The sequence below is a fragment of the Sporosarcina trichiuri genome (assembly GCF_030406775.1).
Classification (GTDB): Bacteria; Bacillota; Bacilli; order Bacillales_A; family Planococcaceae; genus Sporosarcina; species Sporosarcina trichiuri.
Window position 1 is genome coordinate 2647669 of sequence record NZ_CP129119.1, and the last position, 13136, is coordinate 2660804.

Consider the following 13136-nt stretch of genomic DNA (forward strand, 5'->3'; position numbering starts at 1 on the left):
AAAATGGCTAAAGAAAAATTCGATCGGTCCAAAACGCATGCTAACGTCGGTACAATCGGCCACGTTGACCATGGTAAAACAACTTTGACTGCTGCAATTGCAACAGTTCTTGCAAAAAAAGGCGGCGGTGAAGCACGTTCTTACGCTGACGTTGATAACGCACCTGAAGAAAAAGAGCGCGGTATCACAATCAATACTTCACACATCGAGTATGAAACAGCAACTCGCCACTACGCACACGTAGACTGCCCAGGACACGCCGACTATGTTAAGAACATGATCACAGGCGCTGCTCAAATGGACGGCGGAATCTTGGTTGTATCTGCAGCTGACGGCCCAATGCCGCAAACACGTGAGCACATCCTTCTTTCACGTCAAGTAGGCGTACCTTACTTGGTAGTGTTCATGAACAAATGTGACATGGTGGACGACGAAGAACTTCTTGAACTCGTAGAAATGGAGATCCGTGATCTTCTTTCTGAATATGACTTCCCTGGCGATGACCTTCCAGTTATCAAAGGTTCTGCTCTTAAAGCACTTGAAGGCGAAGAAGAGTGGGAAGAGAAGATCGTTGAACTTATGGACGCAGTTGACGAGTATATCCCAACTCCAGAGCGCGATACTGACAAGCCATTCATGATGCCTGTCGAGGACGTATTCTCGATCACTGGCCGTGGTACAGTAGCAACTGGCCGTGTTGAGCGTGGACAAGTTAAAGTCGGCGACACTGTTGACATCATCGGATTGGCTGACGAACCAAAATCAACAACTGTTACAGGTGTTGAAATGTTCCGTAAGCTTCTTGACTATGCAGAAGCTGGCGACAACATCGGGGCACTTCTTCGCGGGGTAGCTCGTGAAGATATCGAACGCGGACAAGTACTTGCAAAGCCGGGTTCAATCACACCGCACACTAACTTCAAATCTGAAGTATACGTTTTGTCAAAAGAAGAAGGCGGACGTCACACTCCATTCTTCTCGAACTACCGCCCGCAGTTCTACTTCCGTACAACTGACGTAACTGGAATCATCACACTTCCAGAAGGCGTAGAAATGGTTATGCCTGGCGACAACGTTGAAATGACGATCGAACTGATCTCTCCAATCGCGATTGAAGAAGGAACTAAGTTCTCAATCCGTGAAGGCGGCCGTACTGTCGGCGCTGGCGTTGTAGCTTCTATCGAAAAGTAATCACCTTGAAAAGCCCGTCGGCGCCGACGGGCTTTTTTCTATGCCTGCTTGCTCAGCAAGCATGTAACGGCTGCCGATCAGCGCTACGCGCATAGAACCAGACCTACCATCCCTAAGCCGCCCAAGCAGCCGTGAGGAACACTCAAGCGGGCAGGGGATACGCTCAAACAACTAGAGGATACACTCAAGCAGCCTGAGAAACGCTCATGCAACTAGGACAAACGCTCAAGCAGAAGAAGGAACGCTCAAGCAACCAGAGAAACGCTCAAGTGAGTATGGGAAACGCTCAGGTATCTGCAAGAAACGCTCAAGCAACCAGGACAAACGCTCAAACAATCTGGTAGCCAGCCAAGCGCTCTGTCAAAAATCACACGACCACCTCCGAAAGCAATCCCCACAGCACAAACATCCCTCCTCAAATCTGATAAAATACAACTCACACCGCTCTGCACAGCAACATAACAATTGCATCTCATGCCATTTCGTTCTATACTATAAAAGTTGTTAAAGAATATCGCTAAACCTATTGCGACATTCTTTTTTTATGTGTATAATGTTTAGTGTTGGTCTTTGACTGCGATGAAGCGGGAGGTTACCGACACACCCGGCCGCTTTGCCATGGCATGTGTGTGGGAAAATTTCCGTGGAGAATGTCTAGAAAATAGGCGAGAGGGAGGGAAAATAATGGCAAAACAAAAGATTCGTATCCGTTTGAAAGCGTATGACCACCGTGTGCTTGATCAATCGGCTGAGAAGATCGTTGAAACTGCAAAGCGTTCAGGAGCTAGTGTATCAGGTCCGATTCCATTGCCGACAGAGCGTTCGGTCTACACAGTTCTTCGTGCGGTCCACAAATACAAGGACTCACGTGAGCAGTTCGAAATGCGTACGCACAAACGTCTGATCGATATCGTCAATCCGACACCACAAACTGTCGACGCTTTGATGAAGCTTGACTTACCGTCTGGCGTAGACATTGAAATCAAACTCTAATGGCAAACAATAATACTATAACTAAAACATTCAGGAGGTGTGACAAATGACCAAAGGAATCTTAGGAAGAAAAGTCGGTATGACGCAAGTATTTGCTGAAAACGGCGACTTGATCCCCGTAACTGTAATTGCGGCTGCTCCAAACGTTGTTCTTCAGAAGAAGACAGACGAAACAGACGGCTACGAAGCAATCCAGCTCGGATTCGAGGACAAACGTGAAAAGCTTTCCAACAAACCAGCTATGGGACATGTTGCAAAAGCTGAAACGGCACCTAAGCGCTTCATTCGCGAAATTCGCGGAATCGATGCAGCTGAGTACGAAGTTGGTCAGGAAGTCAAAGTTGATACATTCGCAGAAGGCGATGTCATCGACATTACAGGAGTATCTAAAGGTAAAGGGTTCCAAGGTGTTATCAAACGTCACGGATTCTCACGCGGGCCTATGAGCCACGGTTCACGCCATCACCGCGCACCAGGTTCAATCGGATCTGTTGACGCACAGCGCGTATTCAAAGGGAAGAAAATGCCGGGTCGTACAGGCGGCAAAACCGTTACTATCCAAAACCTTGAAGTCGTGCGGGTTGATACAGAACGCAACTTGCTGCTTGTAAAAGGTAACGTTCCAGGCGCTAAGAAATCACTTGTCATCGTGAAAAGCGCAATCAAAGGGAACTAATTAACGAAGGAAGGAGGAAACACTAATGCCAAAAGTATCCGTAGTGAATCAAACTGGATCTGCAGCAGGCGAAATCGAACTGAACGACTCCATATTCGGAATTGAGCCAAACCAGGCAGTCCTATTCGAAGCATTGGTTCAGCAGCGTGCAGCAATGCGCCAAGGGAACCACAAAGTAAAAACACGTGCAGAAGTAGCAGGCGGCGGCCGCAAGCCGTGGCGCCAGAAAGGTACTGGCCGTGCCCGTCAAGGCTCGATCCGATCCCCGCAATGGCGCGGAGGCGGTATCGTCTTCGGACCGACACCACGCAGCTACAGCTACAAACTGCCTAAAAAAGTCCGTCGTCTTGCCCTTCGTTCCGCTTTGTCCAGCAAAGTGCGTGAAGAGGAACTGGTCGTATTGGAAGGTTTGACTTTCGATGCACCGAAGACAAAGGAATTCACAAAAGTGCTTGCTGATCTTTCAATCGGCAAAAAAGCATTGTTCGTCACTGCTGACCTTGATGAGAACGTAGCATTGTCTGCTCGTAACATCCCCGGAATCAGCGTTGTGACTGCAAACGGCATCAGCGTGCTTGACTTGGCTGCACATGATCAGCTCGTCATCACAAAAGACGCTGTTAAAAAAATCGAGGAGGTGCTTGGTTAATGGAAGCACGTGATGTATTGAAGCGTCCGGTCATTACCGAGCGATCTTCTGAAGCGATGGAGTTCAACAAGTACACATTCGAAGTCGACACTCGTGCAAACAAAACGCACATCAAACAAGCAGTCGAAGAAATCTTCGGAGTAACAGTGGAAAAAGTGAATGTCCAGAATTACAAAGGTAAATTCAAGCGTATGGGTAAACATGCAGGCTACACAAACAAGCGCCGCAAAGCGATTGTTACATTGACTGCTGACTCTAAAGATATCGAACTCTTCGACATCTGATCACAATAAACGAAGGAGGGAATACCAATGGCGATTAAGAAATACAAACCTACCTCCAACGGACGCCGTAACATGACGACTTCGGATTTTGCTGAAATCACAGCAAGCAAGCCGGAAAAATCATTGCTTGAGCCGATCAAGCGTAAAGGCGGACGTAACAACCAAGGTAGGATTACAGTTCGTCACCAAGGTGGCGGTCACAAGCGCCAATACCGTGTCATCGACTTCCAGCGCCGGAAAGATGGCATACCAGGACGCGTTGCTACGATCGAATATGATCCGAACCGTTCTGCCAACATCGCATTGATCAACTATGCGGATGGGGAAAAACGTTACATCCTAGCTCCAAAAGGATTGAAAGTGGACATGACTGTCATGTCAGGACCTGATGCGGACATCCGCGTAGGTAACACTCTTCCATTGGAAAACATCCCAATGGGTTCAACAATCCACAACATCGAGATGAAGCCTGGCAAAGGCGGACAGCTTGTCCGTTCCGCTGGTACATCCGCACAATTGCTCGGACGTGAAGGCAAATATGTCATCATCCGTCTGCAATCTGGTGAAGTCCGTATGATCCTTGCAGCTTGCCGCGCAACAATCGGCCAAGTCGGCAACGAGCAGCACGAACTCATCAACATCGGTAAAGCAGGACGTTCACGCTGGATGGGCAAACGCCCGACTGTCCGCGGATCTGTCATGAACCCGAACGATCACCCGCATGGTGGTGGTGAAGGACGTACGCCGATCGGCCGTCCAAGCCCAGTTACACCTTGGGGCAAGCCTGCTCTTGGTTACAAGACACGCTCGAAGCGTAACAAATCCGACAAACTCATCGTTCGTCGCCGCAAAAAATAATGTGATTGCACTGCGGTTCAATGACTGGACCGTAGTACAAACACAAAGGGAGGTAACAAAATGGGCCGCAGCTTGAAAAAAGGACCTTTCGCAGACGATCATCTGCTGAAGAAGGTCGATGCTCAAAAAGATGCACAGAAGAAACAAGTCATCAAGACTTGGTCACGCCGTTCAACAGTATTCCCTTCCTTCATCGGATTGACAATCGCTGTTTACGACGGACGCAAACACGTACCTGTCTACATCACTGAAGACATGGTCGGCCACAAATTGGGTGAATTCGCACCTACCCGCACTTATAAAGGTCACGGTGCTGACGACAAGAAAACGAAACGCTAATTGAGAGGAGGAAATTCTGATGCAACAAGCTAAAGCATCTGTCCGCACAGTCCGCATTGCTCCTCGTAAAGTACGATTAGTCGTTGATCTTATCCGGGGCAAGAAAATCGGTGAAGCGGTCGCTATTCTGCGTTTGACGCCAAAAGCGGCATCTCCAGTCGTGGAAAAAGTATTGAATTCAGCTATCGCTAACGCTGAGCACAACTTTGAAATGGATCTTGAGAACCTGATTGTCAGTGAAGTATTCGTTGACGAAGGTCCGACAATGAAACGTTTCCGTCCGCGTGCACAAGGCCGTGCGAGCGCAATCAACAAACGCACAAGCCACATCACAGTAGTGGTATCTGAAAAGAAGGAGGGATAATTCGTGGGTCAAAAAGTACATCCTAATGGTCTGCGGGTCGGTATTATTCGTGACTGGGATTCGAAATGGTACGCAGAAAAAGACTATGCGACTCTCTTGCACGAAGACCTGAAAATCCGCAAATACATCGAAAAGCGTCTGGTTGACGCATCAGTTTCCAAAGTGGAAATCGAACGCGCAGCGAAACGTGTCAACATCACAATCCACACAGCTAAGCCTGGTATGGTTATCGGTAAAGGTGGTACTGAAGTCGAAGCACTTCGTAAACAGCTTAACGAAATCTCCGGCAAGCGTGTACACATCAACATCGTAGAAATCAAGCGCGCTGACCTTGACGCGAAACTCGTTGCAGAGTCGATCGCCCGTCAATTGGAAAGCCGTGCATCATTCCGCCGCGCACAAAAGCAGGCAATTCAACGCACAATCCGTTCTGGAGCGAAGGGTATCAAAACTCAAGTATCCGGACGTCTTGGCGGAGCTGACATCGCGCGTGCAGAACACTATAGCGAAGGAACTGTCCCGCTTCATACACTTCGTGCAGATATCGACTATGCACATGCTGAAGCTGATACAACATACGGCAAACTCGGCGTTAAAGTATGGATCTATCGGGGAGAAGTCCTTCCAGTGAAGAAGAACTCTGAGGAAGGAGGCAAATAATCATGTTAGTACCAAAGCGAGTAAAACATCGTCGTGTATTTCGCGGCAAAATGCGCGGACAGACTAAAGGCGGCGCAACGGTTAATTTCGGTGAGTATGGCCTTCAGTCCCTTGATGCTGCATGGATCACAAACCGTCAGATCGAATCAGCACGTATCGCAATGACACGTTACATGAAACGTGGCGGTAAAGTATGGATCAACATCTTCCCTCACAAATCTTATACAAAGAAGCCTCTGGAAGTCCGGATGGGTTCTGGTAAAGGTGCTGTAGAAGGATGGGTAGCAGTTGTAAAACCCGGCCGGGTGATGTTCGAAATCGCTGGCGTCTCTGAAGAGGTCGCACGTGAAGCACTCCGCCTGGCAGCGCACAAACTTCCTGTAAAAAGTAAGTTTGTAAAACGTGAAGAAATTGGTGGTGAATCTAATGAAAGCTAATGAAATCCGTGACTTGACAACTGCAGAGATCGAGCAAAAAGTGAAATCACTGAAAGAAGAGCTTTTCAACCTTCGCTTCCAGTTAGCGACAGGACAATTAGAAAACACTGCACGCATCCGTGAAGTACGCAAATCGATTGCGCGCATGAAAACTGTAATACGTCAAAGAGAAATCAGTGCAAATAACTGATGAAGGAGGTTGCACCCATGACTGAGCGTAACCAGCGCAAAGTATACACAGGCCGTGTCGTTTCCGACAAAATGGATAAGACAGTAACGGTAATGGTAGAGACTCACAAAAAGCATTCTTTGTATGGCAAGCGTGTAAAATACTCGAAGAAATACAAAGCACATGATGAGCTGAACGAAGCGAAGATCGGCGATGTGGTCCGTATCATGGAAACTCGTCCATTGTCCGCAACAAAACGTTTCCGTCTCGTTGAAATCATCGAGAAAGCGGTCATCATCTAATAACGTTCGGAACCTAGCATCCGAGGGGAGGTAACCAAATTGATTCAACAGGAATCCCGCATGAAAGTCGCAGATAACTCTGGCGCACGTGAAGTGCTGACAATTAAAGTTCTTGGCGGTTCAGGCCGTAAGACTGCTAACATCGGCGATATCGTCGTTGTTACCGTTAAGAAAGCAACACCAGGTGGCGTTGTTAAGAAGGGTGAAGTCGTAAAAGCGGTTATCGTTCGTACTAAGAGCGGTATGCGCCGTAAAGACGGATCATACATCACATTCGACGAGAATGCTTGTGTCATCATCCGTGATGATAAGAGCCCTCGCGGAACTCGTATTTTCGGACCAGTTGCTCGTGAACTCCGCGATAACAACTTCATGAAAATCGTTTCCCTTGCTCCAGAAGTACTTTAATAATAGAGCATTGCCAATCAAGGAGGTGCGACAGAATGCACATTAAAAAAGGCGATAAAGTAAAAGTGATTTCCGGGAAAGACAAAGGGAAGACAGGCGTCATCCTTTCCGTATTCCCGAACAAAGAGCGAATCCTCGTTGAGGGCGTGAACATCGTTAAAAAGCATACGAAACCGAACCAAGTGAACCCACAGGGCGGTATCGTAAGCCAGGAAGCGGCAATCCACGTATCAAACGTCATGCTCGTTGACCCGAAATCCGGAGAGCCAACTCGTATCGGTTACAAGTATGAGGAAAAAACGGAAGGCGACAAAACTTTCCGCTACAAGTACCGTGTTGCGAAGAAGTCCGGAGAAGTGATCGACCAGCTAAGCAAAAAAGAACTCAAAAAATAACTCTCTAAGAAGGGAGGTTCTTCTGAATGAGCCGATTAAAAGAGAAGTACAAAAGCGAAATTACTCCTGCTCTGATGAGCAAGTTTAACTATACATCTGTTATGCAAGTACCTAAAGTTGAAAAGATCGTTATCAACATGGGTGTTGGTGACGCGGTTCAAAATACAAAAGCGCTTGACGCTGCTGTAGAAGACCTGGCAACTATTTCTGGTCAGAAACCAGTCGTAACCAAAGCGAAGAAGTCAATCGCAGGTTTCCGTCTTCGTGAAGGAATGCCGATCGGAACGAAAGTTACATTGCGCGGAGAACGCATGTATGAATTCCTGGATAAGCTGATTGCTGTATCATTGCCACGTGTACGTGACTTCCGCGGTGTCTCGAATAAATCGTTCGACGGACGCGGCAACTACACATTGGGCGTAAAAGAACAGCTCATCTTCCCGGAAATCGACTTTGATAAAGTGTCTAAAGTACGCGGAATGGATATCGTCATCGTTACGACTGCCAACTCGGATGAAGAAGCTCACGAGTTGCTCAAGCAGTGCGGCATGCCGTTCCAAAAGTAAACATAAGGGAGGCGAAAACGTGGCTAAAAAATCAATGATCGCAAAACAGAAACGTACGCCAAAGTTCCAAGTTCAAGAATATACACGCTGTGAACGCTGTGGTCGTCCGCACTCGGTATATCGGAAGTTCAAACTTTGCCGTATTTGTTTCCGCGAACTCGCATACAAAGGACAAATTCCTGGCGTCAAAAAAGCAAGCTGGTAAACCCCATTCTGGGAAGGAGGTTAATGTAATGACAATGAGTGATCCGATCGCAGATATGCTTACTCGCATCCGTAACGCGAACATGGTTCGCCACGAGAAGCTTGAAGTACCTGCTTCAAACCTTAAAAAAGAGATCGCAGAAATCCTCAAACGTGAAGGTTTCATCCGCGACGTTGAATACGTGGAAGATAACAAACAAGGGATCATCCGCATCTTCTTGAAATATGGCAAGAATGAAGAACGCGTAATCACTGGACTCAAGCGTATTTCAAAGCCTGGTCTTCGTGTCTATGCTAAATCCAATGAGGTGCCGAAAGTGTTGAACGGACTGGGTATTGCCCTCGTTTCAACTTCCAACGGTGTTTTGACAGATAAAGAAGCGCGTGCTAAACAAGTTGGCGGAGAAGTCGTCGCTTACGTTTGGTAATCAGTAACATAAGAATGGAGGTGCACATAAATGTCCCGTATTGGTAAACGTCCGATTGAGGTGCCTGAAAACGTAACAGTTACGATCGATGAGAATAACTTCGTTACAGTTAAAGGACCGAAAGGCGAACTTACAAATCATTTGAACAAAGATATGAAAATCGAGCAGGAAGGCAATGTCATCACATTGACACGTCCGACTGAATCGAAAGAACACCGTTCGATGCACGGTACGACACGTTCGCTTCTTGCGAACATGATCACTGGTGTATCTGCTGGTTTCGAGCGCTCGCTTGAACTGGTCGGTGTCGGGTATCGTGCCCAGATGCAAGGTAAGAAACTGATCTTGAACGTCGGCTACTCACAGCCAGTCGAGTTCACACCTGAAGAAGGCCTTGAAGTGGAAGTGCCTGCGAACACGAAAGTCATCGTGCGCGGCATTAACAAAGAGCGCGTCGGTGCACTTGCTTCCAACATCCGCAAAGTGCGTCCGCCAGAGCCTTACAAAGGTAAAGGTATTAAGTACGAAGGCGAAGTTGTACGCCGCAAAGAAGGTAAAACAGGTAAATAATGCCCCATAGGCATTCGGAAGGAGTGACCTTGAGTGATCACAAAACAAGACAAGAACGTTGTCCGTAAAAAACGGCACGCGCGTGTCCGTACAAAGATCAACGGTACTGCTGAGCGTCCGCGCTTGAATGTATACCGTTCCAACAAACATATCTATGCACAGCTGATCGATGATGCAAACGGCGTAACTCTTGCGAGTGCATCTACAATGGACAAAGAATTCTCAGCGGATTCTTCTTCCAACGCAGACGCTGCTAGCAAAGTCGGCGAACTGATTGCGAAAAAAGGTTTGGAAAAGAACCTGAAAGCTGTCGTATTTGACCGTGGCGGTTACCTATACCACGGCCGCGTAAAAGCACTTGCTGACGCTGCACGCGAAAATGGACTTGAATTTTAATTAAGAAGGAGGGACATATTCCATGCGTCGTAATGAACAAAACAAAAGTGAATTCGAAGAGCGCGTAGTTACCATCAACCGTGTAGCGAAAGTCGTAAAAGGCGGACGTCGTTTCCGTTTTACTGCTTTGGTCGTCGTTGGTGATAAGAACGGTCGCGTCGGTTTCGGTACAGGAAAAGCACAGGAAGTTCCTGATGCAATCCGTAAAGCAATCGAAGATGCGAAGAAAAACCTTGTTGAAGTACCAATGGTCAAAGGCACAACGCCTCACGAGATCATCGGACGCTTCGGAGCAGGCCAGATTCTCATCAAACCGGCTGCACCTGGTACAGGAGTTATCGCCGGCGGACCTGTCCGTGCGGTACTTGAACTTGCAGGAATCACGGATATCCTTTCAAAATCTCTTGGTTCTAACACACCGATCAACATGGTCCGTGCAACGATCGAAGGATTGACGAACTTGAAGCGTGCTGAAGATGTAGCGCAGCTGCGTGGTAAATCCGTAGAAGAACTGTTAGGTTAAGGGGGGAAACACAATGGCGAACAAACTTGAAATCACCCTTACAAAAAGCGTGATTGGCGCTAAGCCAGCACAACGTAAAACAGTAGAGGCTCTTGGACTTCGCAAGATGAACCAAACAGTTGAGCATCAGGATAATGTTGCAATCCGCGGCATGATCAACAAAGTCAGCCATTTGGTAACTGTCAGCGAACAATAATTCGTATTTTTGAACAAGGAGGTGCCGAAGATGAAATTACACGAAATGAAACCTGCAGAAGGCTCTCGTAAAAAACGCAACCGCGTTGGTCGTGGTATGGCATCAGGGAATGGTAAAACATCCGGTAGAGGTCATGACGGTCAGAACTCACGTTCAGGCGGCGGTGTGCGTCTTGGATTCGAAGGTGGACAGCTTCCACTCTTCCAGCGTCTGCCGAAACGCGGATTCACGAACATCAACCGTAAAGAATACGCAATCGTCAACATCGATACATTGAATCGTTTCGACGAAGGCACAGAAGTAACACCTGAACTGTTGATTGAAACAGGGATCGTGAGCAAAGAAAAATCTGGTATTAAGATTCTTGGCAATGGGACTCTTGAGAAGAAGATTACAGTCAGAGCTCACAAATTCTCTGCTTCTGCGAAAGAAGCGATTGAGAAAGCGGGCGGGCAAGTCGAGGTGGTTTAATGTTTCAGACAATCTCCAACTTCATGAAAGTGAAAGAGATACGGTCTAAAATACTTTTCACACTGCTATTGCTCATCGTGTTCCGTATCGGGACGTTCATCACTGTTCCGAACGTGGACGCGACTGCGCTTCAGCAATCGAGTAACCAGTTCATCGGATTCTTGAACATCTTTGGCGGGGGAGCACTTTCGAAGTTCTCCATTTTTGCCATGGGAATCATGCCGTATATCACAGCATCGATCATCATGCAGCTCCTGCAGATGGATGTTGTGCCGAAGTTTGCCGAGTGGGCGAAACAAGGAGACGTCGGACGTCGTAAACTTGCACAGTTCACCCGCTACTTCACCATGGTTCTTGCGTTCATCCAGGCGATTGCAATGTCGTTCGGATTCAACCAGATGTTTCAAGGGACGCTTGTTGCAGACAACGGCATTTCGACATATATCGTCATCGCTCTTGTACTGACAGCAGGAACTGCTTTCCTTCTCTGGCTCGGTGAGCAGATTACAGCGAAAGGCGTAGGGAATGGAATTTCCATCATCATCTTCGCCGGTATCGTTGCTGCAATCCCGAATGCCGTCAACCAGTTGTATGTATCCCAGATCCAGGACGCTGGTGATGCATTGTTCATCCGCATCGCGACGATGGTCCTGCTGCTGATCGCTGTCATTGCAATCACAGTCGGCGTCATCTACTTCCAGGAAGCGCTCCGGAAGATTCCGATTCAGTACGCGAAGCGTGTCACTGGCCGCCAGCAGACTTCTGCCGGGCAGCAGACGCACCTTCCGCTGAAACTGAACGCTGCAGGGGTCATCCCGGTCATCTTCGCGGTCGCGTTCTTCACAACACCGCAGCTGCTGGGTACGTTTTTCAGCGATAACAATACCATGGCAGCGATTTCGAGAGTATTGAACTACTCGCATCCTGTCGGTATGGCACTCTATATCGGTCTGATCATCGCCTTCACGTATTTCTACGCATTTGTCCAGGTCAATCCTGAGAATGTGGCAGACAACCTGAAGAAGCAAGGGGCGTATATCCCAGGAATCCGCCCGGGTCAGAACACTCAGGACTACTTGACAAGCACGCTGTATCGTCTGACATTTGTCGGTTCGATCTTCCTTGCTGCTGTCGCGGTTCTGCCGATTATCATCATCAAAATCGCAAATCTTCCTCAATCTGCCCAGATCGGCGGTACGAGCCTTCTGATCGTTGTCGGGGTTGCCCTCGAAACGATGAAACAGCTCGAATCCCAGCTCGTGAAACGGCATTACCGAGGATTCATGAAATAACTCCATACGGAAAGGTCCCTTTCCTGATGGATACCAACGGAGGGCACGACGTATGAATATCGTATTAATGGGTCTGCCGGGTGCCGGTAAAGGAACTCAGGCAGATAAAATTGTCGAAAAGTACGGGATCCCTCATATTTCTACAGGCGATATGTTCCGTGCTGCCATTCAAGAAGGCACGGAACTTGGAGTCAAAGCCAAATCGTATATGGACCAGGGCGCTCTCGTTCCTGATGAAGTGACGATTGGTATTGTCAGCGAGCGGCTTCGCAAGCCTGACTGCGATAACGGTTTTCTGTTGGACGGTTTTCCCCGCACAGTTGCCCAGGCGGAAGCGCTTGACGGCATCATGGCTGGGATGAACCGGAAAATCGACCCCGTATTGAATATCGAAGTCGACAAGGACCTGCTGGTTGCCCGTTTGACAGGACGTCGGATCTGCAAAGTCTGCGGTGCGTCGTATCACCTCGAATTCAACCCGCCTAAGGTGGAAGGCGTGTGTGACAAAGACGGCGGCGAACTTTATCAGCGGGCTGACGATAATCCGGAAACTGTTACAAACCGTCTGGAAGTAAATATGAAACAGTCGGCACCGCTTCTGTCGTTCTATGACGAAAAAGGTGTGCTGACGAACATCAATGGTCAACAGGACATCGATGACGTATTCCGCGACGTGGATGCTGTGCTGACCGCACACGTCCTCTAAGCATTCCGAAGCAGGCAGACGTCAGGGCATCTCGTCCGGCAGCGTCCTGCTGTACGGAA

At 48.2% G+C, this 13136-nt stretch carries 24 protein-coding genes; all 24 read left to right on the forward strand.

Going from position 1 to position 13136, the window contains the following annotated elements; genetic code table 11:
• The first annotated feature begins 3 nt into the window (after positions 1 to 3).
• The 24 genes from tuf (at position 4) to QWT68_RS13400 (ending at position 13077) form a co-directional block, all read left to right on the forward strand.
• Entirely contained in the window at positions 4 to 1191 is a 1188-nt protein-coding gene (gene tuf, locus QWT68_RS13285; protein WP_040285480.1) for an elongation factor Tu, read from the forward strand.
• 684 nt (positions 1192 to 1875) lie between these two features.
• Positions 1876 to 2184, forward strand: coding sequence for a 30S ribosomal protein S10 (rpsJ, locus tag QWT68_RS13290; RefSeq protein ID WP_040285481.1), 309 nt, complete (start codon positions 1876 to 1878; stop codon positions 2182 to 2184).
• Positions 2185 to 2230: 46 nt separating this feature from the next.
• Positions 2231 to 2860 (forward strand): 50S ribosomal protein L3, encoded by a 630-nt coding sequence (gene rplC, locus QWT68_RS13295; RefSeq protein WP_040285482.1) that lies wholly within the window; start codon positions 2231 to 2233, stop codon positions 2858 to 2860.
• A 25-nt stretch (positions 2861 to 2885) separates the two neighbouring features.
• On the forward strand, positions 2886 to 3509 hold the full coding sequence (gene rplD, locus QWT68_RS13300) for a 50S ribosomal protein L4 (RefSeq protein ID WP_040285483.1): 624 nt from the start codon (positions 2886 to 2888) through the stop codon (positions 3507 to 3509).
• Positions 3509 to 3793, forward strand: coding sequence for a 50S ribosomal protein L23 (rplW, locus tag QWT68_RS13305; protein WP_040285484.1), 285 nt, complete (start codon positions 3509 to 3511; stop codon positions 3791 to 3793). Before rplD ends, rplW begins: the two co-directional genes overlap by 1 nt.
• 27 nt (positions 3794 to 3820) lie before the next feature.
• Positions 3821 to 4651, forward strand: a complete 831-nt coding sequence (gene rplB, locus QWT68_RS13310) for a 50S ribosomal protein L2 (RefSeq protein WP_040285485.1) — start codon at positions 3821 to 3823, stop codon at positions 4649 to 4651.
• A 60-nt stretch (positions 4652 to 4711) separates the two neighbouring features.
• Positions 4712 to 4990: a 30S ribosomal protein S19 gene (gene rpsS / locus QWT68_RS13315; protein WP_040285486.1), complete on the forward strand. Its 279-nt coding sequence runs from the start codon at positions 4712 to 4714 to the stop codon at positions 4988 to 4990.
• Positions 4991 to 5009: 19 nt separating this feature from the next.
• On the forward strand, positions 5010 to 5354 hold the full coding sequence (gene rplV, locus QWT68_RS13320) for a 50S ribosomal protein L22 (protein WP_040285487.1): 345 nt from the start codon (positions 5010 to 5012) through the stop codon (positions 5352 to 5354).
• Positions 5355 to 5357: 3 nt separating this feature from the next.
• Positions 5358 to 6014 carry a 30S ribosomal protein S3 gene (gene rpsC, locus QWT68_RS13325; protein WP_040285488.1) on the forward strand — a complete coding sequence of 219 codons (657 nt, stop codon included), beginning with the start codon at positions 5358 to 5360 and terminating at the stop codon, positions 6012 to 6014.
• Positions 6015 to 6016: 2 nt separating this feature from the next.
• Positions 6017 to 6451: a 50S ribosomal protein L16 gene (rplP, locus tag QWT68_RS13330; RefSeq protein ID WP_040285489.1), complete on the forward strand. Its 435-nt coding sequence runs from the start codon at positions 6017 to 6019 to the stop codon at positions 6449 to 6451.
• Positions 6441 to 6641 (forward strand): 50S ribosomal protein L29, encoded by a 201-nt coding sequence (rpmC, locus tag QWT68_RS13335; RefSeq protein ID WP_025783856.1) that lies wholly within the window; start codon positions 6441 to 6443, stop codon positions 6639 to 6641. The genes rplP and rpmC overlap by 11 nt, the downstream gene beginning before the upstream one ends.
• Positions 6642 to 6658: 17 nt before the next feature.
• Positions 6659 to 6922 carry a 30S ribosomal protein S17 gene (gene rpsQ / locus QWT68_RS13340; RefSeq protein WP_040285490.1) on the forward strand — a complete coding sequence of 88 codons (264 nt, stop codon included), beginning with the start codon at positions 6659 to 6661 and terminating at the stop codon, positions 6920 to 6922.
• A gap of 39 nt (positions 6923 to 6961) precedes the next feature.
• The gene (rplN, locus tag QWT68_RS13345; RefSeq protein WP_040285491.1) at positions 6962 to 7330 is read left to right on the forward strand and encodes a 50S ribosomal protein L14; all 369 of its coding nucleotides are present in this window, start codon (positions 6962 to 6964) and stop codon (positions 7328 to 7330) included.
• 35 nt (positions 7331 to 7365) lie between these two features.
• Positions 7366 to 7725 carry a 50S ribosomal protein L24 gene (rplX, locus tag QWT68_RS13350; protein ID WP_040285492.1) on the forward strand — a complete coding sequence of 120 codons (360 nt, stop codon included), beginning with the start codon at positions 7366 to 7368 and terminating at the stop codon, positions 7723 to 7725.
• Between the two features lie 26 nt (positions 7726 to 7751).
• Positions 7752 to 8291, forward strand: coding sequence for a 50S ribosomal protein L5 (gene rplE / locus QWT68_RS13355; protein ID WP_040285493.1), 540 nt, complete (start codon positions 7752 to 7754; stop codon positions 8289 to 8291).
• A gap of 19 nt (positions 8292 to 8310) precedes the next feature.
• Positions 8311 to 8496, forward strand: a complete 186-nt coding sequence (gene rpsN, locus QWT68_RS13360; protein ID WP_025783851.1) for a 30S ribosomal protein S14 — start codon at positions 8311 to 8313, stop codon at positions 8494 to 8496.
• 28 nt (positions 8497 to 8524) lie between these two features.
• A complete protein-coding gene (gene rpsH / locus QWT68_RS13365; RefSeq protein ID WP_040285494.1) occupies positions 8525 to 8923 on the forward strand; it encodes a 30S ribosomal protein S8 in 399 nt (132 codons plus the stop codon).
• Between the two features lie 30 nt (positions 8924 to 8953).
• A complete protein-coding gene (gene rplF, locus QWT68_RS13370; RefSeq protein WP_040285495.1) occupies positions 8954 to 9493 on the forward strand; it encodes a 50S ribosomal protein L6 in 540 nt (179 codons plus the stop codon).
• Between the two features lie 33 nt (positions 9494 to 9526).
• Positions 9527 to 9889 carry a 50S ribosomal protein L18 gene (gene rplR, locus QWT68_RS13375; RefSeq protein WP_040285496.1) on the forward strand — a complete coding sequence of 121 codons (363 nt, stop codon included), beginning with the start codon at positions 9527 to 9529 and terminating at the stop codon, positions 9887 to 9889.
• Between the two features lie 22 nt (positions 9890 to 9911).
• Positions 9912 to 10412 (forward strand): 30S ribosomal protein S5, encoded by a 501-nt coding sequence (rpsE, locus tag QWT68_RS13380; protein WP_040285497.1) that lies wholly within the window; start codon positions 9912 to 9914, stop codon positions 10410 to 10412.
• A 13-nt stretch (positions 10413 to 10425) separates the two neighbouring features.
• Positions 10426 to 10608 (forward strand): 50S ribosomal protein L30, encoded by a 183-nt coding sequence (rpmD, locus tag QWT68_RS13385; protein WP_040285498.1) that lies wholly within the window; start codon positions 10426 to 10428, stop codon positions 10606 to 10608.
• A gap of 30 nt (positions 10609 to 10638) precedes the next feature.
• Positions 10639 to 11079 carry a 50S ribosomal protein L15 gene (gene rplO, locus QWT68_RS13390; protein WP_040285499.1) on the forward strand — a complete coding sequence of 147 codons (441 nt, stop codon included), beginning with the start codon at positions 10639 to 10641 and terminating at the stop codon, positions 11077 to 11079.
• On the forward strand, positions 11079 to 12371 hold the full coding sequence (secY, locus tag QWT68_RS13395; RefSeq protein WP_040285500.1) for a preprotein translocase subunit SecY: 1293 nt from the start codon (positions 11079 to 11081) through the stop codon (positions 12369 to 12371). Before rplO ends, secY begins: the two co-directional genes overlap by 1 nt.
• Positions 12372 to 12423: 52 nt before the next feature.
• The gene (locus tag QWT68_RS13400) at positions 12424 to 13077 is read left to right on the forward strand and encodes an adenylate kinase (RefSeq protein WP_040285501.1); all 654 of its coding nucleotides are present in this window, start codon (positions 12424 to 12426) and stop codon (positions 13075 to 13077) included.
• Positions 13078 to 13136: the final 59 nt, after the last annotated feature.